This is a genomic window from Paenibacillus sp. CMM36 (assembly GCF_053570945.1).
This window is the reverse complement of sequence record NZ_JBSEDY010000021.1, coordinates 35,726-62,124: the sequence shown is the minus strand read 5'-3', so window position 1 is coordinate 62,124 and position 26,399 is coordinate 35,726. Positions and strand designations below refer to the sequence as shown.

Genomic DNA, 26,399 nt, shown 5'->3' with positions numbered 1-26,399 from the left:
TTTGGTGGCGATAGCGGAGGGGTTCCACACGTACCCATCCCGAACACGACCGTTAAGCCCTCCAGCGCCGATGGTACTTGGACCGCAGGGTCCTGGGAGAGTAGGACGTCGCCAAGCACGATAAAAGTATGACCTCTATATAAAAAACCGCGATAATCGCGGTTTTTTTGTTTCCAAAAAGATGTGTTTGTCAAAAATCCTGTATGAATGCCATAAGTCAAGACAAGTAAGACAAAAGTAAACCCGTTTTGTTTTTGAAAAAAACATGTTAAACTTTTCTCATAAAAATAAATGTACTTTCTGAGGTGAGTTGAAGTGTTGGAACGTTCTATGGAGAATACAAGGGAATTACACAAAGGAAAGGGAGTGATTTGAAAAAGAGAAGGTGATTATAAATGAGCACTTATCAAACAGTTTTTAGTGATGGATTTGAGCTGAAATATGCTATAAGAGGTAACGGAAGGCCGATATTGGTGATCGGCAGTAGTGTATATTATCCTCGTTTATTTTCAGACCATTTATATAAAAAGTTTCAGTTTATTTTTCTGGATCATCGAGGGTTTGCAAAACCGACTCGAGCTTTAAAACCAGAAGACTATACTTTGGATAAAGTTATTAATGATATAGAAACAGCAAGACAATGCCTTCATCTAAATGAATTTATCATATTAGGACATTCCGGGCATGCCTTTATGGCTTTGGAATATGCTAAACAATACCCGGATTATGTTCAAAAAGTGGTGCTATTAAATTCAGCACCTACGAACAGCCAAGAAAGACAGCGGCAAAGCTCTTCATTCTTTTATGAAACGGCCAGCCCAGAAAGAAAGGAACGTTTTGAAAAGGACATTGTTTTATTAGAGGAAGATATCAAAAGAGACCCAGATAGAAGATTTGTTCACATGTGTATACGAATGGGAGCCCAAACCTTTTATGATTATGCTTACGATGCGGCTTATATGTGGAAGGATGTATACACGAATATGCCTATCATTGATTATTTATGGGGAGAAGCTTTCGGTAACATGAATTTAATACAATCCTTGGCGGATATCCACAAACCTGTATATATTGGTTTGGGAAGGTATGATTTTTTGGTTGCGCCAGTTTCTTTATGGGATAGGGTCGATGACACCTACGAGAACGTGAAAAAAGTGATTTTTGAATATAGTGGGCATAACCCAATGTTTGAAGAACCTCATTGTTTTGATCAAACATTAGCTAAATGGATTAATGAAGATCACTAGGATTTTTGCTAAATCATCTCTTAGATGCTCAGAAGCCCGTAAAATGAGAATCACCTTCATTTTACGGGCATTCTTATTGAGCGTTATTTACCTTTTGCACCGGTGACAAAATACTATGACTTTGTTATTAGTGACTTGACGGTTTAACTAGGTTCTGTATAATAACCGAAAGGTAATAATGTATTGTTAGTTTTTCGTTGTACTACTATCAGAAACAATCTAAGACTCATGGAACTGAACAATAGTCGTAAAGCAATGATATGGAGGTCGTTATGAAATACGAAATTATTTTATTTGATGTCGATGACACGCTGTTTGATTTTAAAAAGGCAGAGAGTTATGCGCTACATAATACGTTTACCCAATTTGGCTTGCCACAAGGGGCCACGGAGTATAAAGCTAGTTATGATGAAATCAACAGCGTATTGTGGCGAGAGGCAGAGGAAGGACATATTACCTCAGCGCAACTGCGTGTGGAGCGGTTTAAGCGATTATTTACTTTTCATGATCTAGACTTTAATCCAGATGCTTTTAGTGCTGCATATTTACGTTATTTGGGTGAAGGTGCTTTTTTAATGGACGGAGCGGTTGAATTATGTGATATGCTGTCTGATTGTCGCTTGGCGATCATTACGAATGGAATCAAAGAGGTGCAAACCTCCAGAATTCAGCTTTCACCGCTGCATGATGTATTTGAACAGATAATTATTTCAGAGGAAGTGGGTTGCCAAAAGCCACAAGCTGGTATTTTCGATTACGCATTTACTAAGCTAGACATTTCAGATAAGAGTAAGGTTCTCATGGTTGGTGATTCTTTGACCTCCGATATTCAAGGAGGCAACAAATACGGAATGGATACCTGTTGGTTCAACCCTGCTGGGAAAACAAACGCGTCTGGCATTCAACCTACTTATGAAATAAAAAGCCTGATGGAGTTATCGAATCGTGTGCTTTCAAAGCGTCCCATCCTGAATCGTACATCGGCGGAAATCTAGATGAATGAGAAATTGGAAATCAGGATGAATAATGTCGAAATCAGAAGACGGAAGTTAAAGACACCGAAAAGTTGAATGAATTGTTTAGAGTTGTGATTACAGACACGTTCACTTAAGAAGGCATTGGTCATATGCTGGAAGATATAGAGGACGAAATTGAGACTAAGCGAGCGTATTTGGTAAGTGACATGGAGAGTCACGGTTAGCAACACGGGCACCAAAGTGATTAAACAAGGCAGGCCGGAAAATCGGTCTGCCTTGTTTTGATTTTTTTATCGTCACTGGCCAGATTCACAATTAGCAGGAAATAGCTTTAAGGCGGAAAGTAGAGCTGGTGAAGTCTCCAGAGAGATCCGAGACAACAAGCCCAATTTTCATTAGGCGGTCGCCTCCAAAAATTTCGCCATCAAATGCTACGCGGAAGGGAGAACCGCCATCTTCCACTAAGGTATTACCCGTATGGACTGCAGTGCTGCCTGTCGCCCCGTGTTCGATTATATACTTTTTATCTGGGTCAAGTCCTTTTAGAGTTAGTCGCCGGATGGGCCCATTTGGTTCAGCAAGTACGCGGAAGTAAGCGACAAACGCTTCGGATTGGTCCTCGCTAACAAACATCCAGGCTGTGTCGCCTCGGCCTTCAAACGGACTAAGCAGTCGATACATATCTCCCTGCTGTACAAGGGAACGGATTTCTTTATACTGGGCAATTTGTTTGGCAGCGAGTTCTTTTTCTTCATTCGTAAATGCAGTAAGGTCGAGTTCGTAGCCAAAATTCCCGCTCATTGCCACGTCGCCGCGTATGGCGAGGGAGGTGTTTCGTCCCACCTGGTGGTTCGGCACGTTCGATACATGTGCGCCCATGGTACTGGCCGGGTACACGATGCTTGTTCCATACTGGATAGCCAATCTTTCAATGGCATCGGTATCATCACTGGTCCATGTCTGCGGCATATAGTAGAGCATTCCGGGATCAAATCGCCCACCGCCTCCAGAACAGCTTTCGAACAAGATGTCCGGGAACTGGGAGGTCAGACGTTCCAACAGATCGTAAAGTCCGAGCATATAACGGTGCGCAGTTTCCTTTTGTCGTTCGCTAGGGGCTGTAGCCGAAGCAATCTCCGTCATGTTACGGTTCATGTCCCACTTGACATAAGTGATTGGAGCGATCGAAAATACGGAGCTAAGCGTCTCGTACAAGTAGTCGCATACTTCCTTGCGGGAGAGATCGAGCACCAGTTGGGATCGGCCTTCCGTCCGCCGCCGACCTTCCGCATGCAGGCACCAGTCGGGATGGTTGCGGTACAGTTCACTATCAGGTGATACCATTTCCGGCTCAACCCACAAACCAAACTGTAATCCTTGTTCATTAACCCGTTTGGCCAGGTCAGTAAGACCGCCGGGCAACTTGTGGCGGTCTTCGAACCAGTCCCCAAGCGAACTGTTGTCGTTGTCTCGCTTACCAAACCAACCGTCATCAAGAACAAACAGCTCAATTCCAAGAGGCCCCGCTTCTTTGGCAATCGCCTCGATTTTATCGGCGTCGAAGTCGAAATATGTGGCTTCCCAATTGTTCACGAGAATCGGACGTTCTTTGTCACGGTAAGCCCCTCGGCACAGACGTGTGCGATAGAGTCGGTGATAGGTGCGCGACATGCCCCCAAGACCTTCTTCGGAAAAGACCAATACGGCTTCAGGAGTCTGGAATGACTGACCCGGCTCAAGCCGCCAGGAGAAGTCAAAGGGATTGATTCCGATACTTACACGAGTCTGATTGAACTGCTCTACTTCTGCCTGTGCGACGAAGTTGCTGCTGTAGATTAGACTGAAACCGTACACATCCCCACGATCTTCAGTCACATCAGGCCGAAGCAGTGCCAGAAAGGGATTCATTTGGTGACTGCTGGAGCCCCGTCTACTCTCGAGCCGAATGGAGCCAGGTCCGAGGTCGCGGCGTTGGATATGTCTTTCCCGAACCCAGGCTCCAGGTAAGTAGAGGGCTTGGTAGTTGGAATCGGCGAAGTCGACAGAGGCGCTCATGGCGTGTTCAATATTCATGGTAGCGCTTCCCTTTTGTTCAAAAAGAGTAGATCTAGCAATGGCACTGTGGTCCGCAAATACAGTATAGAGCAGTGTAGTCTTAAGCCCCGAGTATTGATCCTCAAGGATCATATAGAGGGTTGTGGCTTCATCATCCGATTCGGCATAGACGGAAGGAAGTCCCTCGAGCTTGGGTTTACCTGGTTCAATACGGTAACCACTATATTTTAGCTCAGTAGTTCGAGTACCGTCCGCAAGTGCAACCTGGTAAGCCGGTTGACGAAAGTCGCTTGTTCCATACTGGGGGTATTCCTGAGGAAGCGTGTCCAAAGAAATTATACGACTGGAAGAAACGGGAGTGGGAGAGAAGGAGCAACGCTCCCTAAGTTCCAATATACTTGCGAGACTTTGGTCATGATGAAGTTGAGCTCCCCAATAGACATGTGCGGGATATCCTTCTACAAGCTGGATAATATAGCTGCAATCCTTGGACTGCAAATGAAACAAACCAAGCGCTTCGTTAACATGAATGTTCATGATATTCACTCCTCAGGGGTTATCATATTGATTGTTTTACGAAAGGATATTAATCAATGACAATAAGACTCTCAAGTACTAATTTAGCCTTTTTTGCATGAGCTTTCTCGAATGACAAGCTTAGTCCCGATCACGCTATACGCAGGTGGTTCACGCCCCTCAAACCGTTCAGAGAGCAGTTGCACGGCAGCCTTTCCCATCTGTTCGGGATATGCACGGATAGTGGTTAGCGGAGGCTGCACGAAGGCTGCCATCTCAATGTCGTCGAAGCCAACAACAGCCATATCCTCTGGTACTTTGACTCCAAGTCCATGAAGGGCGCGGAGGGCACCAATAGCGAGCGGATCGCTTGCGACGAAGCAGGCTGTCGGTCGTTCCTGTTGGGCTAGGAGTTCGTTCATCATGAGATAACCATCCGCGGTACTCCAGGAACCTATACGGACGAATTGAGGATTGTACAACCCTTGTTCCCGCATGAATCGTTCAAAATAATGCGCCCTTCGCTCACCGTCGCTCTTACCGCCGATAAATCCGATTTGTCGATGGCCAAGCTCAAGTAGATGTCCGAGTGCCTGATCAACAGCTTGTCTGAAATGAAGTCGTACAGAATCATACTCCAACTGTTCATGGTACTGGTCGACAAGGACAATGGTGTTCTTGTCAGGATGAAGCTTGAATACCTCTTCAGGATCAACGCCGCCCACAACAATCAGACCATCCGCCTTCTGTAAGGTGCCGATGGACGAGCGGCCTCGCAAGGTCTGGCCCAACGTCAGGCCAAGCTCTTCACAGCGCAGTTCGATTCCACGGCGGATCGAGGCGTAATAAGGATCGTCTCTTTCCTCCTCAATAGAACACCACAGCAGGAGGGAGACCGTTTTCCCGGCCCGTTCCGTATTCTGCTTTAATTGCCTCAGCCGGGTAGGCTTATACCCGAGTTGCTCGGCAACCAAAAAAATTCTGTTTTTGGTGTCTGAGCTTACGGACAGTGACAGATCGTTATTTAAAACCCTTGAAACGGTTGCGGCAGACACACCCGCTTCGCGGGCAATGTCTTTAATGGTTGCCAAAAGAGCTCACACCTTTTTAGTTAATAATTTTACTAAAAATCGACTTTATCCTAACACATCTCTAAAGTACTTTCAAGATGGACGGTTGAATTTTTTAAACTTTATTTTTGATCTACTACTGTAGAGATTGTTTGTGTTAACATGATGAATATTCTCTTGATGACGGAGGGGTTCTAGTTGAATATTCTGTCACTAGCTCGTAAGTGGTTTGGTCGACTTCGCTTTAAGAGCAAGGTTATAACGGTATTTCTTCCGCTAATTATTATTTCTCTGCTTATTCTTGGACTGTTGTCCAACCAACTTTTCAGCCGTTCTTTGATAGATCAAACCACCAGCAATGTGGTCGATGAGTCTCAGCTTATCTTGTCTAGGACCGATTACATTTTCAGGAGTGTGGAAACGGCGGCCAATATTATGGTCACAAATATTAACCGGATGTACGATTCAAACGGCGCCAAACCTGATACTGCCATGGAGCCTATCCAATTTGGAAACTTGATGCAGAGCCGACTATCCATTGATTTGTCAATCTTTCGTGAGGTGGATGCCGCTGTATTCATTGATAACGAAGGGACAATTTTCGCCTCTTATACTGAAAGCGGGAATGATTACAAGATCTATAGCATGCTTAAGCGGGTAAGGGAATCTGAAAGTTATGGACAGGCCCTCTGGTTTGATATGGAGAAGAGGGATTTCCTAACACCAGATCCGAGCTCTCCCGTTTTGACGCTGGGGAAGACGGTCATTAATATAGACACCGGCGAACCATATGGAACGCTTTTTCTGTTAGTGAAGGAAGAAGGTTTGTCCGATTACTTTCGTTCCAGCGATCCAGATGCGCCTAAATCTTATTATTTTTTAGATAACGAAATGCGCGTGGCTGTGGCAGAAGACAATGAGATGCTGATGAATCCGGTGAATCCGCAGTTGGGTGAGGCCATCCAACGTTGTGCCCCTAATGCATCCCATGGAACGTGTTCATTCGAGTATGAGCGCAACCTGATAACGGTCACTGATTATAACCGTATGGAATGGAAGTTGGTCAATATTGTTTCTCTTAGCCTGCTTACAGCTGATGTCCGGCAAAATGTTAGATTGTCGCTATTAATCGGCGTGTTATGCCTTGTTTTTTCCTGGCTGGGTGCCAGCTTTCTGTCCAGAATGGTCGTTAGTCCTCTCGAACAATTGACTAAGGCCATGCGAAAAGTAGTAACTGGTGATTTGCAACCTGTTGCGACAGTCCGTACTGAAGATGAAATCGGTACCATTGCGGAAGCGTTTAACTTTATGGTAAGACGGGTTCGGGAACTGCTGGATGAGGTAAGGCAGGAACAGAACCGTAAGCGTGAATATGAGCTTGCACTGATAAGCGCCCAAATTAAACCGCATTTTCTGTACAACACTTTGGATACCATTTATGCACTCAATGAGTTAGATCGTAATGAGGAGGCTAGAGATACTACAAAAGCGCTGGCAGATTTTTATCGAATGGTGCTGAACAAGGGACGGGAACTAATCACTTTAGAAAAGGAAGCTCAGATTACTGATGATTACCTGACGATTCTGCAAATCCGTTATCCCGATGTGTTTCGCTATGAAGTGGATATTCCTCCCGAGTTTGAAGGTACACCGATCCCGAAGCTCTCGCTTCAGCCGCTTGTCGAGAATTCGATTTACCATGGCCTTAAGAAGAAAGGAACAAAAGGTTTTATCCGCATTTTTGCCTTTAGACAGGGCGATAAGGTGGTCGTTAGAGTGGAGGACAACGGTGTGGGGATGAACGAAATACAGGTTCAGACCATTATGTCCAGACATTTGCCGGAAGAAGGAATACGATCAATCGGCACCTACAGCGTTCAGCAGCGGCTGAGCCTGTATTTTGGCGAGGAGTATGGGATATCCGTGCAAAGTGTGCTCACGAAGGGAACAACTGTTGACCTGTCGCTGCCGATGCTGCCAAAGGGGAGTGAACACCAAAATGTATAAAGTGATGATTGTCGATGATGAACCGCTGTTCCGAGACTTTCTGCGTATGAAGATAGATTGGGAAATTCATGGTTTTCGGGTTTGCTGCGAAGCAAGGAACGGACAGGAAGCACTTCAGGAAGCCGAGCGGCATCAGCCACATCTCGCCCTCGTAGATATCAATATGCCCTTCATTGACGGAATTGAATTAGCCAAGAGGTTGAAAGTCAAGTTCGAACGCATCGTTATTGTATTCATATCTGGACATAACGAATTTGAATACCTACAGAAGGCGGTTCGAACCGGAGTACAGGATTATTTGTTGAAGCCGTTCAATGCAGAAGAAATGCTCTCGATGTTGGAACGCATTAAGCCGAAGCTACCGGTGCTTCCACAGGAGAGCGAAAGTGCAGAGTTAAGGGGACAGGGCGGCGAAGTGTTGCATAGCAGAGCAGGTATGCCTGATTTGGGCCATCTACGCGATGCGGTTGTGCTTGACCTCCGAATGAAAGACAGTGAAACGCTAGAGGAGGTCCGTAAGGCAATCCGTCAGCTTAGTAAATATAAATGGGGAGACGAATACGCAGATGCGATGCTTATGGGAATCGTATCTTTAGCCCTTTCCTTTGCCAGTGAACGAGGCATTCCTTATGACCGGCTATGGGAAAATGGAGGAGACAATTCTCCTTACGAACGGCTGCGAGAGTTAGATTCCTGGGAGGCTGCTGAAGGTTGGATGCTCGCTCTATACCGCAAGCTGATCCAGCTGATGGAGAATATGCGTCCTACGAAGGCTTCCAATTTATTTGTGGCGGCGATCAACTATATTGAGGAACATTATGCAGACTCAGAGCTGTCTGCTGAGCAGGTTTCGTGCGGAGTATTCGTCGATCCCAGCTACCTGCGCCGCGTATTTCGCAAGGAGTCTGGCTTTTCCATAGTGGATCATATTACACACATCCGAATGAAGAAGGCTAAGGAGCTTTTGCTGAAAGGAAATCGGAAGCTGTCAGAAATCGCTGAAAGTGTAGGATACAGTGACCCCAATTATTTTGGCAAATGCTTCAAGAAACGCTTTGGCATGACACCCACTGAATATGAGCAACTCAAAAAAAGGTAGCGCCTGTCCTGCGAGGCAGGACAACTTTGATTTAAGCCTGGCGGTTTTCCTATATACGGAGAACCGCTGCTCTATTTGTCCCGTTTTTTACTGGTTATGCCCGTTTTATTCCTTAATCAAGAATAGAAGCGGCAGTATACTGTAGTCATGCAAATGAAAGCGTAAACATAAAACACACTGCATGAGGGGGATTAAGCAAATGAAAAAAACTTACAAAAGTTGGAGTGCAGCTTTGCTAGTGCTCACTATGTCGATTGGATTGGTTGCTTGTGGGGAAGATAACTCGACCTCTTCCAAGAGCGAGGCAGGGGACGGTACGATCAAATTAAAGGTGTATGCACAACATTTTGATGACGATACCATAAAGCCGTTCGATTATGCGGTGGAAGAGCTTAAAAAGAAGATGCCAAACGTAGAAATTGAACTGGATCCTGCCGTACAGGACGGAGGACAGAAGCTTAAAACCTATGCGGCAACGGGCAATATGCCGGATGTCTATTTAGCGGATTGGGCTGTCCTGCAAACTTTCGCAAAATCGAAAAATGTTGAGGTGCTGGACAGCTATGACACAACGGCCGAATTCAAGAAGAATCTTAACCCGGGTGTTGAATCGCGTTTGATAGCTCCAGACAATCATGTGTATGCTTATCCCGAAACCGGCATTGAATTCCAAATGATCTATTACAACAAGTCGATTTTCGAGAAGGTAGGAATTAAAACACCGCTTAAGACGATTGACCAGATGGCCGATGCAGCGAAAAAGTTGAAAGCTGCTGGTTACGTACCTATGTCAATTTTTGCCAAAGAAAAATGGATCACGACCGCTTTCTATAATGGGCTGGTTACAAGGGAGCAGCCGCGTGGGTTCGGAGCACTTGATGAGAAGGGTGTAAAAGCATTGCCGGAAGCATTCGTAACAGCGGCACAGCAGATGAAGCAACTGCAAACAGCCGGATTATTCGATGCAAACGCGACGAACACCAATTATGATCAGGCTTCGTCCCTGTTTTATCAGGGCAAAGCTGCCATGTTCGTGAATGGACAATGGGAAATTTACAGCTCACAGGAAAAGCTGGGCGACCAGGTCGACTGGATGTACTGGCCTGCAAAGGATGAAGCAACCTACGAGAAATCCAAATATTTCATTGACGGCTCAGGTTCTCCACAGGGCTACGCAGTATCATCGAGTAGCAAAAATAAGGAAACAGCCGTAAAGGTAGCGGCATTCCTTGCCACAAAGTCAGCCGAATACAGATACACTCAACTTGGAAGCCCAATTGTTTCGCAGAAAGTGGATAAGCCAATCGCCTCCAATGTTCCAGCAATGATGCAGCGAGTTGTCAAAGAGTTGCTGCCAAATGCGCAGGAATATGCTCAACTTCTGAGTAGTACAAAAATTCAGAACACTATTAATGACAATACTCAGAATTTGATGGTAGACAACTTTTCTGAAAACGATTTTGTGAACAATCTGAATAGCACATTGGATAAAGAAAACTGAGAATTCAGGAACTCGGCTGCCCTTGGCGGCATAAGTCGCTAGGGGATGCTATTCCGAAGATAAGGGGTGGAAGCAAGACATGAATAAATATTTGGGGAACAAACCGGCACTCGCACTGTTTCTCCTCCCTGCTTTGATACTGTATAGCGTGATTTTGATATATCCCGTTCTGCAAACCGTTCTTCGCAGCTTTTATGATTGGGATGGCCTGAGTACGCTGACCTTTTCGGGACTGAGTAATTATCGGGAACTGTTCTCCGATCCTCTACTTGCTACTTCGCTTAAGAACGGATTAATATTTGCCATTGTTCTGGCGGTCTTTCAGATCGGGCTGGGAACACTATTAGCGCTAATCTGTGCTGACCCGCGCACACGCGGGCGAAAAATACTGAAAACGTCTTATTTTATCCCAGTTGTCCTATCGGTAACCGTGGTGTGCCAGCTGTGGATCGCAATCTATGACCCAACTAACGGATTGATCAACCGACTGTTTGATCTCTTGAACATCCCGTACCAGCAAAATTGGCTGAGCTCCCCGACAGCATCGATTATTGCCATTGCCTTCGTTAATGCCTGGCAGTTTATGGGTTATCAATTCGCGTTGTTATATGCGGGAGTTAAGTCAATACCCGAAGACTACTTTGAAGCCGCTACGATTGACGGTTGCAGTAAATGGAGAGCGCACTGGCATGTCACGCTTCCACTGATGAGGGAAACGTACAAATTCTGCTTCATTATTGCGATTACATCTGGAATAGGGGCCTTTGTGCAGATGCTGATTATGACAAACGGAGGGCCCGGCACTACAAACTATACATTGACATTCATGATTTACCGCTATGCTTTTATGGAAAGCAATTATGGGTATGCGTGTGCTGTATCCGTGCTGCTTGTACTAATCTCACTACTGGCAACTGTAGTTATCAATAAGCTGTTCGACCGCGGACAAACCGCCTGATAAGGCGTGTATTGAAAAGGAGAACGAAATGAGTAAAACTGCTTTGAGCAAGTTCAGACAAGCTGTTCTGCAGATACCGCTGTGGTTGTATTTTATTGTTTCGGTCTACCCGTTGTTCTGGATGGTTTCCTACTCGTTCAAGAACAACGATGAGATCTTTGTCTCTAACCCATTTGGACTGCCAACGCATTTTCGTTACGAAAATTACATCAATGCGTGGACGCAATTTAATATTCCCCGTTACTTTCTGAACAGTCTGGTCGTATCAACGATTTCGACTTTGTTCATTCTTTTGCTGGCTCTGATGTTTGCCTTCGCAGTGGCTCGTATGAGATGGAGGTTTCGTTCAGCTGTCCGGACTTATATGATCATAGGAATGTTTATGCCACTGCAGGTTATCATGATACCGCTGGCGATTCTGGTTCGCGATTTTCATCTTACGAATACGTACGGAGCTCTTATTCTTCCTTATATCGCAATTGGGCTTCCTTTCTCGTCAATGATTTTCTATGGATTCCTAACAGCAATTCCTAAGGAGATTGAAGAGGCGGCATGCATGGATGGAGCTAATATTTATAGACTGTTCCTGAAAATCATTATGCCACTTGCATTGCCTGCAATTGCGACGGTAGCCATTTTTCAATTCTTGAACAACTGGAATGAGTTCACTTTGGCCTATATTCTAATTTCTGATGAAAATATGAAAACATTGCCTCTAGGCTTACTTTTCTTCCAGGGTTCCTACAGTACGGATTGGGGAGCCATGGGAGCTGTTATGACTATGGCCTCCTTACCGATGGTACTTGTCTACCTGTTCTTGAGTGAACAAGTGGAGCGGGCGATGACGGTAGGTTCTGCTGTAAAAGGGTAGAAAGGATAAAATGCCCGGCTAGAGAATCAGAAAAAGATTCTCTAGCCGGGCATTTTTGATATGTCCATACGTTAATTCAATCCGACGATGGTTTGTGGCTAATCAGAAACCTTACAGTAAAATAAAGGTTTTTGTAAGTTTAAACTGTTGTTCGTTATGTAGAAGCTGTTATGCTGGTAAACAGCTAGGCAAGGAAAGAAGTGAAGCAGACTTTGAAAGATCCAAAGCAAAGTTTCCATGAAACATTAAAAAATCGTAAAAGAACTATTATAACAGTCACAGTTATCGTTATTATAATTATATTGTTAATCACTCTGGTGCTCGGCACCATGTATATAATTCGGGATTCAATATACACCACCATGAAAAACTCCTAATCATCTACAACCAAAGGGGGTTAGATTGTTGTTATTGCTTGAACGATCAAATAAAGGCATTATATAGAGAAATCAGTTGTTAAAAATTCAAGCACTAAGAAGGTAGAAAACACGATGCAGAAGATATTAATAGTAGAGGATGACCCTCAAATCAGCTCCTTGCTCCAATCCTATCTTGAGAAATATGGTTATCAAGGAATTATTGTTTCAAATTTTGATCAAGTTCTGGCTATCTTTGAAGAGGTAAAGCCTGATTTGGTACTACTTGATGTGAATCTACCTCGTTTTGATGGATTTTATTGGTGCAGGCAAATACGGACTCAGTCTACATGCCCCATCCTTTTTGTGTCTGCACGTGATGATAAAATGGATCAGGTCATTGCTTTGCAAAACGGAGCAGATGATTACATTACGAAACCATTTTATCCCGAAGTACTACTGGCCAAAGTAGAAAGTAATTTACGGCGTGCCTATGGTTCCTATGCCGTTGCTCCACCATCACGATCCTTAACGGTGTCAGGCTTGACTTTGTATCCCGACATTATGGAACTTGTATACCATGACAAGCAGGTAGAGATGAGTCATAAAGAAGCGGCCCTCCTGGAGCTATTGATGACATATCCTAAGCAGGTTGTAGGGAGAGTTCATATCTTAGAGGCTTTATGGGATGATGACCAATATGTAGGGGAGAACACACTGAATGTTTATGTCACACGTGTCCGCAAAAAACTGAGCGAGCTGGGACTAGGGGATATCATAGAGACGGTTCGAGGGGCTGGCTATCGGCTTCACTTGACTGAGGAGGAAGAACGGTGAAGCTTTTTTGGCGCGACCATTTTTCGCTGGTCATTTTTAATATCATCCAACTTTTTCTTGTGTTAAGTATCTATTGGATGGATGGTTACCGTAACTGGTCGACGGCCCTATATTCCGTCTTTTTTGGGTCCATCCTATTGGGGGTCTATTTGCTGTTCCGGTTCGTTATGTATTCTGGTTTATATCGCATATTATCCACTACAAACATTAAAGATTTAGATGAGCTTATTCAGATGAAGGTACTTAATCCGTTAGCCGCTTCTTTACAACATTTGCTTTTACAATATTATCGATTGTATCAGTCCCGAATTCATCAGTTAGAGCATCAGCAGCGCGATCATATTACGTTTATCAATCAGTGGGTTCATCAGATGAAAACTCCTCTTTCTGTTATTCATTTAATTCTCAAAGGAAGAATAGACCCCGAATCGGATCAGATTCACGATGAGATTGATCGAATGGGAAAAGGACTGGACATGATTTTGTATATGTCACGATTGGAATCCTTTGAACCTGACTTTCATGTGGAGCCTGTTGTATTACGAAAGCTAGTTAGTGATGTGATTTATGATAACAAAAGATTATTGATCCGCAACGAAATTTATCCTTCCAATGAAGTGGACGAGCAGTTGAGTGTGATTACCGATGCCAAATGGCTAAGATTTATCATTAATCAATTGGTGACTAATGCGATAAAGTACTCTTCAGGTCATACTCACAGTCTGAAGCTGATGTCTGACGTAAGAGAGCATGTCATTGTGTTGGAAGTAAAGGATGAGGGGATTGGTATCCCTAAAAAAGACATAGAACGGGTATTTGAGGCTTATTACACAGGTGAAAATGGGCGGAAGTATCGTGAATCAACCGGGATGGGACTCTATTTGGTGTCTGAAATCTGCAAAAGACTGAATCATGATATTCAATTGAAATCGACGGTTGGTAAAGGGACGACGGTTCAAATCCTGTTTTCCATTGGCAAATGAGAAACCTTACAACACATTTAAGGTTTTTGTAATGTTAATCGGTCGCTTCACTTATCTGGATGGATTATGATCATAGCATAGGAAAAGAAAGGAATGAACGATGGAGATTGTACGAATGGACCAAGTTACCAAAATATACTATGGCAAGGTTCCCTACCGAGCTCTTAACAATATCCATTTAACGATCAAACAAGGCGAGTTTGTTGGTATTATGGGGCCGTCTGGTAGTGGGAAGACTACATTATTAAATATGATTTCGACCATTGATATGCCGACTTCTGGCGAGGTTAGCATTAAAGGAGAAAATCCACATCTGCTCAAGAAGGATAAGCTGGCTTTATTTCGCCGCAAAGAACTGGGCCTTGTATTTCAAGATTATAATTTGCTGGAAACCCTCACTTTGGGAGAAAACATACTGTTTCCTCTGATGCTGAATAAAAAAGGGTTAAAGGAAATGGAGCACAAACTGGAAGAGGTAGCGAAAAAACTGGATATTACAGATGTTTTGGACAAACGGCCTTATGAGGTATCGGGGGGACAAAAACAACGTGCAGCCATAGGCAGGGCTATGATTCATTCTCCTTCGCTCCTGCTTGCAGATGAACCAACCGGAAATCTCGATTCCAAGTCTTCGCGTGTTGTAATGGAAATGCTGAGCCTTGTCCACCGTGTAGACTATTCTACAATTGTGCTGGTAACACACGGCGCCTTGGAAGCCAGCTATTGCGACCGGGTAATTTTTATTAAAGATGGTGAGTTATATAATGAAATCCGTCGTAGTCATAGTCAGCAAATATTTTTTCAGGAAATCATAGATATGCTCTCCTTTTTGGGGGGAAGTAGACATGCACATGAGCTTTCGTCTGTTAGCATGGAATAATCTCAAACGCAATGCGCGTGCTTACGTTCCTTATTATTTAAGCAGCTCCTTGATGATTACGATATTTTTCGTATATGCGGTATTTATTTTTCACCCGGATGTCTCGAATGTAATCACAGCAACTAATGTAAAAAAGGGATTACAGGTTGCGGATCTGTTGATTTTTGTATTTTCCTTTTTTTTCGTATTATACACAAATAATATCTTTGTTGCTGCACGTAAGAAAGAATTGGGTATACTCACCATTTTAGGAGTAAGTCATAGGCAAATTTATTTTTTGATAGCTATTGAAAATCTAATTATAGGCTTTTTATCATTGGTTACTGGTATGATTGGGGGATTTGTTTCAGCGAAGTTTTTTCTGCTTTTGGGCTCCAAAATCACAGGAATATATTTAAGATTTTATTTTCCCTGGAAGGCACTGGCTTTTACAGGAATCGGCTTTATGTTTTTGTTTATATTGATCTCACTTGTGTCTGTTTTCTTTATCCGACGTTTTAAACTACAGCAGCTTTTTAGCAAGGCTCCTCAGCTCAACAAAGAACCTAAAGCTTTTTGGAGTCTGTCCATTCTTGCCATAGTATTAATCGGAGCGGCTGTATATTTAATGAAGCTTGATTTTTCACCCTACATTTATCTGGCACCGTATCGTTTAGGGACCCTTTCCTTTTATATATTGCACTATTCGGTTGGAGACACCTTTAAATATACAATTATAATGGGATCTCTGGGTATTTACTTATTTTATACTCAATCATGTGTATTATTCATTCAATTGCTTAGAGCTAACAGGAAATGGTCTTGGAGCGGATCGCGTTTGTTATGGTTATCTGAGATCACATATAAAATGAGGAATAATGCCGGGCTTTTTTCATTGATTACCCTCATTTCTATCATTTCCTGTGTAGGAGCAGCATCAACTTTTGACTCCATGCAGCAGCAAAAAAGATTTCTTAGGGAGCAGTCTTATTCATTTGCATTTACTTCTGATGTTGTAAGTTCTAACGAGCTTGAAAAAGAGATTGACCAAAATCTGTATACGGCTGGGGTGGATTATGGGAAAGGTGAAGTGTTAGTCTTCCCTTTTCGGGAACAGATTGCACCAGTGATGAAACAATCCAACTATGAAGCACTTGCTTCCAAGTTTAAGAAGCTAAAACAGGTTCCTACGCTTCGGGAGAATCAAGGTTTTTTCATTATCGATCCAAACGAGATGTCTCTCGAAGAAAAGAAAACCTTTTTTGAAAAAAAGCTAACTTACAAGCAAGGGAAATCTCATATGATGAATCTTGAGATTATGGATACTAAGACAATAGATCATAACCTGAAGTTTGATGGAAATATCGTCTCTGAACTAGGAAGGCTACTTGTTGTTTCTGATCGAACTTACGGCTATTTAATTGAACATCGGTATTTCAATGATCCGTTGGCATATAAATCTACTTATTATTTTGTGCCCAAATGGAAGATTGGCCAGCTTTCCTTAGAAACTTCTGAAACTCAACAAGAGGTATGGTTGTATTCCGTGTTGGCCAACAAGGTGAATAAAGGAGTGCTTAACTCTAGGGCCGTAGACTATTTGACATCGGAAATGGATCTGGTTATTAGTGAATTTATTGGTGGATTTATCGCCATTATTATGTTGGCAAGCACGGTAAGCCTGCTGTATTTCAGATTGTATGTAGATCTTCAGCGGGATGAGGAAATATACCGAGCTTTATCGAAAATTGGACTAAACTCAAGGGAAATGAGACAAGCTGCCTCCAGACAAATTGCATTTCTATTTCTTTTACCATTAGTCGTATCATCTATAGGAATAGTGCTTTGTTTAGTGATGTCAGAACCGTCTGGAATATATGGATTACCCGTTCATCTTACGCTGATTCAGATTATGCTGTGCTTCTGGTCCATCCAGTTTCTTTCCTTTCTTATTGTACGTTCCCTGTATCTTCGTCAATTAGATTTAAAGATACTGTAAGGAAGGATAAGTTGTGTGTAAAAATTTGCAGAAGGGTAGGATGAAGTTCCTCCTTTCTGGAATTTTGCACTGAAAAGAAGATAAAGTCTCAAGTGGGATACAGAAGAAAACACATAATTCGTATAACAACGTAATTGTAAACTATATTTAAATCGATACCATATTTTTAAAGTGGGGATATCTATGAAAAAACGTATGTTCATTTTATTGCTGCTCGCCTTGTCGGCCAGTTCTTTATCAGAGTCCTTTGTTCAAGCAGAGGAGGCACAGCAGCAGGTTACCAAAGCAAGTGTGAAATTAACATTGAGTCAAGCCCAGCAGTGGGCACGATCCAATAGTTTTAGCTTGAAGGAAGCCCAGCAAACGATAGATCGCAACCGGATTATGCTGAAAAATGCAGGCAAGAATCTGGATTTCATTCCGGCAGGTCAAGGCAACGGTGAAGAAGATGCGGCTAGTAGTTCAGCATGGAAGGGGTATGCCTCATCGACAGTTTCTTATTTGGAATCCAAAAAGCAAATCGAACTTGCCCAGGATCAGACAGACTACACTGCCATGAAAAACTATTATGACGTACTTCTGGCTGATAACAAAGTCAAGAGTAGTGAGGATGCACTTTCGCTCGCGCTATTGGAGGAAAAAGCTGCTGAAGCGAAGGCTAACCGTGGAAAAATTTCTCCAGGTGATCGAAGTACGATTATTCAGACTCGTATAGAGGCTCAAAAAAATGTAGACATTGCAAAAGCTGCGCTGCAAAAAGCGCTAGATTCGCTTAATACACAAATGGGGCAGTCCCAAGGAAATTTATATGAACTGGTGGACCGACCCGTTTACCGGAAGATGGATAACACGAATCTGGATACGCTGGTGACGCGTGCCATCTCGGCGAGTCCTTCAGTATGGAGACAGGAAGAGGCAGTCAAGCTAGCAAAAATGGAAATTAAATATTACACATGGAATTCGGGAACGGATGACTATGAAATTAAGCAGATTGATATAGATTCAGCAGAAGGTGGACTGGAAAATACCAAGGATCAACTAGCAGAAACACTGAAGAGTATGTACTTTAACTTACAGCAAAATGAAGAACAATACGAGCAAATGCGAAGTAATCTACAGAACCTTAATAAAGTGTTGGACATTTCTCGCAAAAGAAAGGAACGTGGATTTGCTACGGGCACGGAGGTCGCCACGAATCAGTTGAAAGTAAAGCAAATCGAACGGAATATGGATGAACTCATTGTTCAAATGACGCTGCTGCAACATGCTTTAAACAAGCCGTGGAGTGTATAGGATTTAGCAAAAATACAATTTAAGGGGATATAACATTGTCGGAAACAGAAAAGAAAGATAAAGATTCATTACAAGTATTAAGAAAAAAAAGAAGAGTGAAAAGGAGCATAGGTATTCTGATCTTGCTCATTATAGCGGGAATTGGCGGTACGCTCTACATGAAAAGGGGTCAGGAAAAGCCTGTGGAGGCTCCGGCGAATCAGGTCGTACAGGTACAGAAAGCTAACATAACCGAGTCGCTTAGCGTGACTGGAACCGTTCAGGCTTCCAAGGAAGTAAATATTAATTTTACAAATGTCGAGGGTGCCAAGCTCGTCGCTGTCAATGTCAAAGCAGGAGATAGCGTCAAGGCAGGTCAGGTTCTAGCACGATTAGATGATTCGGACGCTAGGCTGCAAATTAAGGATGCCGAATCCAATGTCGCGGTTGCAAGAGCCAAGCTGGAAGAAGCCAAGCGCGGACCCAAAACGAATGATATCGAGCTCCAGAAAGCAAATGTCTTAAAGGCACAGATGGCGATTAAAACAGCCAAAAACGGGATGGAATTAGAGGAAGCTGCTGCGCAAAAGGAGGCAGCCAAGGTGACTTTGGATAAAGCCCAGAAGGATTATGATGACCAGGCTTATCTGGTTCAGAATGATGCGGCAGCAGAAAGTGACCTGGCGACAGCCAAGCAAAATCTGGATAAGGCAAAACTGGATATGAGCAATGCAGAGCTGCAGTACAAGAAGGCACAGACCAAGCAAACTGAGGCGATCGAAGAGGCGGAAATGGGCTATAAAACAGCATTAATACAATTAAAGGCTGCACAGTCCCCACCTGAAGCTTCCAACATCCAATCTGCACAAGCTTCTTTATTGCAGGCTGAGACGGCATTAGAGCAGAAGAAAAGTGTTCTAAGTAAATTACAGGTTACGGCGCCGTGGGACGGGATTATTTTGAAGGTCAACGGCGATGTGGGCACTAGTCCTACTGCACCTTTTATTGTCATGAATAACTCCAACACAGGGGTTATGAAGGTTCTTGCCAAGGTGAACGAAAGTGATATTGCTAAATTAAAGACCGGACTTCAGGCGACAATGCACTCGAATTCATTCCCGGACAAACAATTTAAAGGCGAAGTACGCTTTGTTTCTCCAGAGCCGGTGACGGAAGCCAATGTGACTACATACAAAATTGAATTGTCTTTAGATAGCCAAAACATAAGGCTGCAACCGGGGATGAATATGGATGTATCTCTACTGTTAGCTGAACACAAAAATGCGCTGTCTGTGCCATTGTTTGCCTTGAGGTCTGAAGGCGGTGTGGATGGAGTATATGTGGCGAAGAACACAGCGAATCCGGCCGATTATGAGTTTAGACCCGTGAAACTGGGCGTCTATACAGCGGATCAGGCCGAAATCAAGTCCGGTGTCAAGGAAGGTGAAACCATTGTGATTCCTCCTCAGAACAGCAGTGCTGACCCGAATGGCAGTGGAGGGGGGCAGACACAATGAGTGAAACTCAATCCAATAACACTGTTATTGAAATTAAAGAGCTGAAAAAAAGGTATGAAGTAGGCGGTCAGGAGATTCAGGCTCTACGAAGTGTGAACTTATCTATTAACGAAGGTGAATTTGTTGCTATCATGGGGCCCTCTGGTTCAGGCAAGTCCACCATGATGAATGTTATTGGTTGCCTGGATCATCCGGATACCGGTAAATACTATCTGGATGGTTACTCCATATTGGATGCTCGTGAGAACGAACTTTCAGAGATTAGAAATCAGAAGCTAGGATTTGTGTTTCAGAAATTCTATCTCCTGCCTCGTACTACAGCTTTAGCAAATGTGGAGCTGCCTATGATGTATGCAGGTGTTCCTGCCAAGGAGCGTCGGGAAAGAGCTATAGAGGCGCTTCGGATGGTGGGTCTTGCAGAACGGATGTATAACAAGCCTAACGAGCTTTCTGGCGGTCAGCAGCAGCGGGTTTCCATCGCCCGAGCTTTGGTGAATCATCCGGTCATTCTGCTGGCAGATGAGCCTACGGGTGCACTGGACACGAAGACGAGCATCGAGATTATGGAGCTGTTCCAAGGCTTGAATGAGCAAGGAAAAACCATTGTCCTGGTTACTCATGAACTGGAAGTAGCGGAATATGCCAAACGATTGATCAGCTTTCGGGATGGTAACATTGAGCGAGATGAGCCTATTGCAAATAGACGAATTTCATCAAGGGTGGTAAGTCTATGAATCTGATGGAAACGATCCGTGTATCGATGAACAGCTTAACTACCAACAAGATGCGCTCATTTTTAACGATACTCGGTATTATTATCGGGGTGGCAGCGGTGATTGCCATTATGGCCATCGGGAATGGCTCAAAGGCCAGTATTAAGGAGGAAATCAATAAGTTAGGAAATAACGTACTTTTGGTTGCTCCCGTCATGCCAATGACTGAGGAAGAAATAAATCAGGATACCTTGCCCTCATTTACGTGGACAGATGTCGAGGCATTGGAACAAAAGAGTTCGATTGCAGCAATGATGCCCCGTATTTCAAGCAGTTCAAAAGCTGCATGGGGGCGATATAACTATAATGCAACCATTGTAGGGACATCTGCTTCATTTTATAAGGCCAAAAAGTTTTCCTTTGCCGAGGGCAGAACATTTACCAACGATGAGATGGATAAACGTAGGAATGTTGCCATTCTGGAAAGCCAAGCGGTTGTGCGTCTTTTTGGTGGAGATACCAAAGGCGTATTGGGACGAACGTTTCAAATCAAACAGATCCCTTTCAAAGTAATCGGAGTATTGAATTCTCAGCCTGTTACGAATTTAAGCTACAGTACAAATGATCAAATCTACATCCCGGCTACAACCATGATGAACCGTTTGGGTGAGAAAAACATTACTGGTCTGGAGGTATCCGCCAAGTCACCAGGCTTGATGGGTCAGGCTCAATCAGACATATTGGAAAGCTTGCGTGTGACGCATCAGCTAAAACCTTCGGAACCGGATCAATTTCAAGTAATGAGTCTGTCCGAAGCAGCAGGTGCAGCATCCGGTGTAGATAATATCATGACCAGCTTGCTGGGAGGTGTAGCTGCGATCTCACTTGTGGTAGGGGGAATCGGAATTATGAATATTATGATGGTGTCGGTTATAGAGCGCACGAAAGAAATTGGTATTCGAAAAGCTATTGGTGCCAAGCCAAGAGATATTATGATTCAATTCCTGTCCGAAGCGGTCATTTTTGGTCTGCTAGGGGGGATGCTCGGGGTTGTTACAGGCGTAGGCGCCTCCAAAATAATCGAAGCAACAGCACACATGACCATTGAATTTACAATCTCGCCGATCCTATATTCGTTTCTTAGCTCTGCAGGTACAGGCATTCTATTTGGGGTATATCCGGCTTATAAAGCAGCAAGATTAAAACCAATAGATGCATTGAGATACGAATAATTGAATGGGCACATGGTCGCAACATAAAACGTGAACTGCTTCTAGATTTTTGGAGGAATATATACTATGGAAAAAAGCTATGTGCAAAATAGAACCAGAGCTCATCGAATGAAGAGGAAGAGAAGAAGACTACTGTTTATTATTCTCATTTGTATGGTTCTAATGATTATAAAACTCTTTGACATCTTTAGTAGTAAACCACAGCCAGTAAAAACGATTGAATATGCAGAAAAAATAGAATCAGTATCAACCGACAAACTAAATAACAAATCCAAAGGGAGCGAATCTTCTCTACAAAATGTTTCGGGTGTTGAAGATGCAGCATTTGTTGAAAAGTACTTAAATCAGCAAATGCAAGGGCAGCGACCTGAGGGGATTGACGGTAAAAAAGTAGTCTATTTATCTTTTGATGATGGTCCATCGGTTACCGTAACGCCTAAAATATTAGATATTCTTAAAAAAGAAAGTGTGAAAGCAACGTTTTTTGTGGTAGGAAAAGCAGTAGAGGAAAATGAAGTGACTAAAAAAATAACAAAAAGATTGGTTAAGGAAGGACATGCGATCGGAAATCATACCTACTCACATGACTACAGTTATTTGTATCCGAATCAGACTGTGAATTCGAGCAGTTTTATGAATGATATTGAAAAAACAAATCAAGTTTTAAAGCAAATATTGGGGCAGAATTTTTCCACAAGAGCGATTCGATTTCCAGGCGGCCACATGACATGGCAGAGAAATGATCCCGATGGTATGGAAGTACTGGACAAAGCACTACAGGATAAGGATTACCATCAGATTGACTGGAATGTGTTACCTAAAGATGCAGAGGGTGCACGTAAGAATGCTGAGCAATTAATTAGTGAATTCATGAGAAATATTGGGACTAGAGAAAAAGCAGTGGTACTCATGCATGACACTTATGGGAAGGAAGAAACAGCCAAAGCCTTGCCTGAAATCATAAGATATTTAAAAAAGCAGGGATATGAATTTAAGACTATCAAGTAACGTACCGATTTCAATCAAAGCAGAAGGGATACGCAATAATATGGATGTTAAAGATCTGGAGGATCTATATTTATCTTGCAAATCAGACCTCTTTGGCTATCTATTGAGGATATTGCATAACAAACAGGATGCTGAAGATTTGTTGCATGAGTGTTTTATTCGGTTTATAAGAGCTTCGCCTGACTTGCCCCAAGATCGTATTCGGTTTTACCTTTTGAGAATTGCCAAAAATTTAGCTATAGATTTAATGAGAAAACGAAAAAAGATGGAGGAATACATTTTACGTAAGGGGCTGCTCCACTATCACTGGGATATCCTTGATTTTGAAATTCAGGAGGAGGTCAATCAAATTCTCTTGATGGCAAGTAATACCGAGCAAAGAACGGTACTTGAATTGCGATTAGTCCAAGGATACTCCATAAAGGAAACGGCTAGAATTTTAAACAAGAGTGAGAATGCAGTGAAGTCTTCGCTTCACAGAGCTTCCCAACGTATTAAATTGAGATATATTTCTTGAACTGATTGGATGAAAAGAGGAGTAGACATAGAGTCTGCTCCTCTTTTCGCTCAATACAGAGATAAAACAATAAGATCGATATTTTCCACCATAATAGATAATAAATATCCCCTTTTTTTGGATTGTTTCTATTTATAATGAAAGCGCACCCATAACAATCAAAGGAGCTGATTTGTTTTGACACGTAACAAACGCTTAAGAAGATTGTCCACCGCCATGTTAACGGTGCCTATGCTCACGATGTTCGCTTCAAGCGCAATGGCAGAGCAGGAATCGAACGGACATAAGCCTCCGGTTTCTACTGGAAGCGGCGTATTTTATGAAATTTATATCAATTCTTTTTATGATTCGAATGGAGACGGACATGGTGATTTGAAAGGAATCACACAAAAGCTTGATTACTTAAACGATGGAAAACCCCATTCGGGTAGGGATTTGCAGGTCAGCGGCCTCTGGCTTATGCCCCTAAATCCATCTCCAAGCTACCATAAATATGATGCAACTGATTACTATCAGGTGGACCCACAGTATGGGAGTCTAAATGATTTCCGCACCTTGATGAAAGCAGCGGACCGAAAGGGCGTTAAGGTGATCATGGACCTTGTTATCAATCATTCAAGCAGCGAGCATCCATGGTTCAAGGAGGCCAGTGCCAACCCGCAAAGCAAATTCCACGACTATTACGTATGGGCGGATGAGAACACAGATTTGGAAGAAAAGGGCTCGTGGGGTCAGCAGGTATGGCATAAGAATCCGAATGGCGAAGGGTATTTCTACAGTACGTTCTGGTCGGGCATGCCGGATCTGAACTTTGACAATCCCGAAGTCCGCAAAGAAATGATCAAAGTCGGCAAGTATTGGCTGCAGCAAGGTGCAGACGGGTTCCGACTTGACGCGGCGATGCATATTTTTAGAGGACAGACGAAAGATGGTGCGGATAAGAACATTGCCTGGTGGAGTGAATTTCGTTCCGAGATGGAGAAGGTAAATCCAAATGTATATCTGGCAGGAGAGGTATGGGACAAACCGGAGACCATAGCTCCTTATTACGGACAGCTCCACTCCTTGTTTAATTTTGACCTGGGCGGAACGATTTTGAAGTCCGTGAAAAACGGCCGAGATCAGGGTATCGCGGCATTCGCCGAGAAAACGCTGCAACTGTACAAATCATATAATAAGGCGGCACTCGATGCTCCGTTCCTGAGCAACCATGACCAGACTCGTGTCATGAGCGAGCTAGGCGGGGATGTGCGAAAAGCCAAGCTGGCCGCTTCCATTCTTTTAACGCTTCCGGGTCAGCCGTTCCTCTATTATGGCGAAGAAATTGGTATGAAGGGAGAGAAGCCTGATGAGTTTCTTCGTGAGCCTATGCGCTGGTACAAGGGAGAGGGCCCTGGTCAAACGACATGGGAGAAACCCAAATACAACAAAGGCGAGGTATCAGTGGAAGCGCAGCTGAGAGACGATGATTCCCTGCTGGAAAGCTATCGCACACTCATCCGTCTGAGGGAAAAACATGAAGCTTTACGCAGCGACAGTCTGCAACCTATACAAGCAGGCTCTGCCAGCGTGACCGCATTTAAACGTACTTCAGGCAAAGAAGCACTGTATGTATATCATAACCTGTCTGGAGAGCCGGTTACCTTGCAGATGAAAGATTCCGATAAGGGTAAATGGAAAGTGGTCTTCTCCACCTCAAAGGATGTGAAGGTGAAGAAAGGAACAGTTAAAATTCCGGCTTACAGTTCTCTGATTACCGAAGAAGACAGAAAGAGCTGAATATACGCAAAATTACCGTTCAGATGAAGCAGGGCATATATCGTTGAATCCAGTTTGGGGTGTTAACAGCACCCCTTTTTTCTATTGAACCGGAAACGTACGTGTTCTAACTATACCGATTTGACGTAAAGCACGCCCCTTAGAGTACACACAGGGAAGGAAAAATGACATTCTCCAGTGTATATTCCAAGGGGCATTATTTAATACCCTCAATCATAGTAAAGATCGGACGATTCCATATGATTATAAAGGGGGTATGCCTTCCGGTATGTTTCGACTCTTGCTCTTGGCAAGCAACTGCTCATCAAACGGCAAATTCTCTTTGATCGCCCACAGATCGTCATAGCTGAGAATACAGCGATCAGCTCTGGACAGATCCTGCCGGCCGGAGCCGGGGTTATGGAAGCCGATACAGTACATTCCTGCACTTTTGGCTGCCTGGACCCCGTTATGTGAATCCTCAATAACGAAGCAATGGGCCGGTGCAATGCCTAGCTGCTCGGCGGCGTATAAGAAGATGTCCGGTGCCGGCTTACCCTGCAGTACCTCTTCACCGGTGATTCGAATGTCAAAGTAACGGCCAAGTCCTGTCTTTTCCATAATGAGATCAATCAGCGCCCGCGGAGAGGAAGAGGCCACCGCGACCGGAATCCCTTTCTCTTGCAGCCAGTCCAGCCACCGCTCCAGTCCATCGATCGCCGCAAGGCCCTCGTGTGCAATCATTGTCTGCATCACATTTTTTCGGTGATAGGACAAGGCCTCTTCCACCGTATTGGTGAGCTGATGCCTGTCCAGCACTTGACGCCACATGGATTCGAGTGTCACTCCGACATAGGTGTGATGCTCTTCTTCCGTCATGGGCGCACCGAAATGGGCAAAGGAGCTGCGTTCGACCTCAAAGTAGATCGGTTCGCTGTCTACTAACACCCCGTCCATGTCGAAAATGACCGCTTTGACTGGAACGGACGCGGATAGGTCTCCTGTACATTCATTATTCGTCGGTGTAACATGATGGATGCTCGTCAT

21 protein-coding genes and 1 rRNA gene are annotated in these 26,399 nt (G+C 43.7%); 19 read left to right on the top strand and 3 right to left on the bottom strand.

Going from position 1 to position 26,399, the window contains the following annotated elements; genetic code table 11:
- From rrf to ACWA2B_RS25430, 3 genes are all read left to right on the top strand, one after another.
- Positions 1-117: ribosomal RNA gene (rrf, locus tag ACWA2B_RS25440) — 5S ribosomal RNA — on the top strand.
- A gap of 278 nt (positions 118-395) precedes the next feature.
- Positions 396-1,247, top strand: coding sequence for an alpha/beta fold hydrolase (locus tag ACWA2B_RS25435; protein WP_069011302.1), 852 nt, complete (start codon positions 396-398; stop codon positions 1,245-1,247).
- A gap of 272 nt (positions 1,248-1,519) precedes the next feature.
- On the top strand, positions 1,520-2,242 hold the full coding sequence (locus ACWA2B_RS25430) for a YjjG family noncanonical pyrimidine nucleotidase (RefSeq protein ID WP_449292779.1): 723 nt from the start codon (positions 1,520-1,522) through the stop codon (positions 2,240-2,242).
- A gap of 297 nt (positions 2,243-2,539) precedes the next feature.
- On the opposite strand, the gene ACWA2B_RS25425 is transcribed toward ACWA2B_RS25430, so the two are convergent.
- Positions 2,540-4,816: an alpha-galactosidase gene (locus ACWA2B_RS25425; protein ID WP_029518500.1), complete on the bottom strand. Its 2,277-nt coding sequence runs from the start codon at positions 4,814-4,816 to the stop codon at positions 2,540-2,542.
- Positions 4,817-4,899: 83 nt separating this feature from the next.
- A complete protein-coding gene (locus ACWA2B_RS25420) occupies positions 4,900-5,886 on the bottom strand; it encodes a LacI family DNA-binding transcriptional regulator (RefSeq protein WP_209950343.1) in 987 nt (328 codons plus the stop codon).
- A 177-nt stretch (positions 5,887-6,063) separates the two neighbouring features.
- Here ACWA2B_RS25420 and ACWA2B_RS25415 point away from each other — a divergent pair, with 177 nt between their 5' ends.
- From ACWA2B_RS25415 to ACWA2B_RS25340, 16 genes are all read left to right on the top strand, one after another.
- The gene (locus ACWA2B_RS25415) at positions 6,064-7,872 is read left to right on the top strand and encodes a cache domain-containing sensor histidine kinase (protein ID WP_449292778.1); all 1,809 of its coding nucleotides are present in this window, start codon (positions 6,064-6,066) and stop codon (positions 7,870-7,872) included.
- The gene (locus ACWA2B_RS25410) at positions 7,865-8,971 is read left to right on the top strand and encodes a response regulator transcription factor (RefSeq protein ID WP_029518497.1); all 1,107 of its coding nucleotides are present in this window, start codon (positions 7,865-7,867) and stop codon (positions 8,969-8,971) included. The genes ACWA2B_RS25415 and ACWA2B_RS25410 overlap by 8 nt, the downstream gene beginning before the upstream one ends.
- A gap of 199 nt (positions 8,972-9,170) precedes the next feature.
- Positions 9,171-10,472, top strand: a complete 1,302-nt coding sequence (locus ACWA2B_RS25405) for an ABC transporter substrate-binding protein (protein WP_342446484.1) — start codon at positions 9,171-9,173, stop codon at positions 10,470-10,472.
- 79 nt (positions 10,473-10,551) lie between these two features.
- The gene (locus tag ACWA2B_RS25400; RefSeq protein WP_029518495.1) at positions 10,552-11,430 is read left to right on the top strand and encodes a carbohydrate ABC transporter permease; all 879 of its coding nucleotides are present in this window, start codon (positions 10,552-10,554) and stop codon (positions 11,428-11,430) included.
- Positions 11,431-11,458: 28 nt separating this feature from the next.
- The gene (locus ACWA2B_RS25395; RefSeq protein ID WP_029518494.1) at positions 11,459-12,301 is read left to right on the top strand and encodes a carbohydrate ABC transporter permease; all 843 of its coding nucleotides are present in this window, start codon (positions 11,459-11,461) and stop codon (positions 12,299-12,301) included.
- Positions 12,302-12,792: 491 nt separating this feature from the next.
- Positions 12,793-13,494 carry a response regulator transcription factor gene (locus ACWA2B_RS25390; protein ID WP_069011312.1) on the top strand — a complete coding sequence of 234 codons (702 nt, stop codon included), beginning with the start codon at positions 12,793-12,795 and terminating at the stop codon, positions 13,492-13,494.
- On the top strand, positions 13,491-14,477 hold the full coding sequence (locus tag ACWA2B_RS25385; RefSeq protein WP_449292777.1) for a sensor histidine kinase: 987 nt from the start codon (positions 13,491-13,493) through the stop codon (positions 14,475-14,477). Before ACWA2B_RS25390 ends, ACWA2B_RS25385 begins: the two co-directional genes overlap by 4 nt.
- 100 nt (positions 14,478-14,577) lie before the next feature.
- Positions 14,578-15,357 carry an ABC transporter ATP-binding protein gene (locus ACWA2B_RS25380; RefSeq protein WP_029518491.1) on the top strand — a complete coding sequence of 260 codons (780 nt, stop codon included), beginning with the start codon at positions 14,578-14,580 and terminating at the stop codon, positions 15,355-15,357.
- Positions 15,323-17,335: an ABC transporter permease gene (locus ACWA2B_RS25375; RefSeq protein WP_449292776.1), complete on the top strand. Its 2,013-nt coding sequence runs from the start codon at positions 15,323-15,325 to the stop codon at positions 17,333-17,335. The genes ACWA2B_RS25380 and ACWA2B_RS25375 overlap by 35 nt, the downstream gene beginning before the upstream one ends.
- Positions 17,336-17,518: 183 nt before the next feature.
- Positions 17,519-18,628: a TolC family protein gene (locus ACWA2B_RS25370; protein ID WP_449292775.1), complete on the top strand. Its 1,110-nt coding sequence runs from the start codon at positions 17,519-17,521 to the stop codon at positions 18,626-18,628.
- A gap of 35 nt (positions 18,629-18,663) precedes the next feature.
- Positions 18,664-20,124: an efflux RND transporter periplasmic adaptor subunit gene (locus ACWA2B_RS25365; RefSeq protein ID WP_449292774.1), complete on the top strand. Its 1,461-nt coding sequence runs from the start codon at positions 18,664-18,666 to the stop codon at positions 20,122-20,124.
- Positions 20,121-20,858: an ABC transporter ATP-binding protein gene (locus ACWA2B_RS25360; RefSeq protein ID WP_039274993.1), complete on the top strand. Its 738-nt coding sequence runs from the start codon at positions 20,121-20,123 to the stop codon at positions 20,856-20,858. The genes ACWA2B_RS25365 and ACWA2B_RS25360 overlap by 4 nt, the downstream gene beginning before the upstream one ends.
- A complete protein-coding gene (locus tag ACWA2B_RS25355; RefSeq protein WP_341040505.1) occupies positions 20,855-22,069 on the top strand; it encodes an ABC transporter permease in 1,215 nt (404 codons plus the stop codon). Before ACWA2B_RS25360 ends, ACWA2B_RS25355 begins: the two co-directional genes overlap by 4 nt.
- Positions 22,070-22,135: 66 nt before the next feature.
- A complete protein-coding gene (locus ACWA2B_RS25350; protein ID WP_342435116.1) occupies positions 22,136-23,077 on the top strand; it encodes a polysaccharide deacetylase family protein in 942 nt (313 codons plus the stop codon).
- A 40-nt stretch (positions 23,078-23,117) separates the two neighbouring features.
- The gene (locus tag ACWA2B_RS25345) at positions 23,118-23,594 is read left to right on the top strand and encodes an RNA polymerase sigma factor (protein WP_449292773.1); all 477 of its coding nucleotides are present in this window, start codon (positions 23,118-23,120) and stop codon (positions 23,592-23,594) included.
- Between the two features lie 177 nt (positions 23,595-23,771).
- The gene (locus tag ACWA2B_RS25340; RefSeq protein WP_029518483.1) at positions 23,772-25,373 is read left to right on the top strand and encodes an alpha-amylase family glycosyl hydrolase; all 1,602 of its coding nucleotides are present in this window, start codon (positions 23,772-23,774) and stop codon (positions 25,371-25,373) included.
- A gap of 243 nt (positions 25,374-25,616) precedes the next feature.
- Here ACWA2B_RS25340 and ACWA2B_RS25335 read toward each other — a convergent pair whose 3' ends face one another.
- A complete protein-coding gene (locus ACWA2B_RS25335) occupies positions 25,617-26,399 on the bottom strand; it encodes an HAD family hydrolase (RefSeq protein WP_340932183.1) in 783 nt (260 codons plus the stop codon).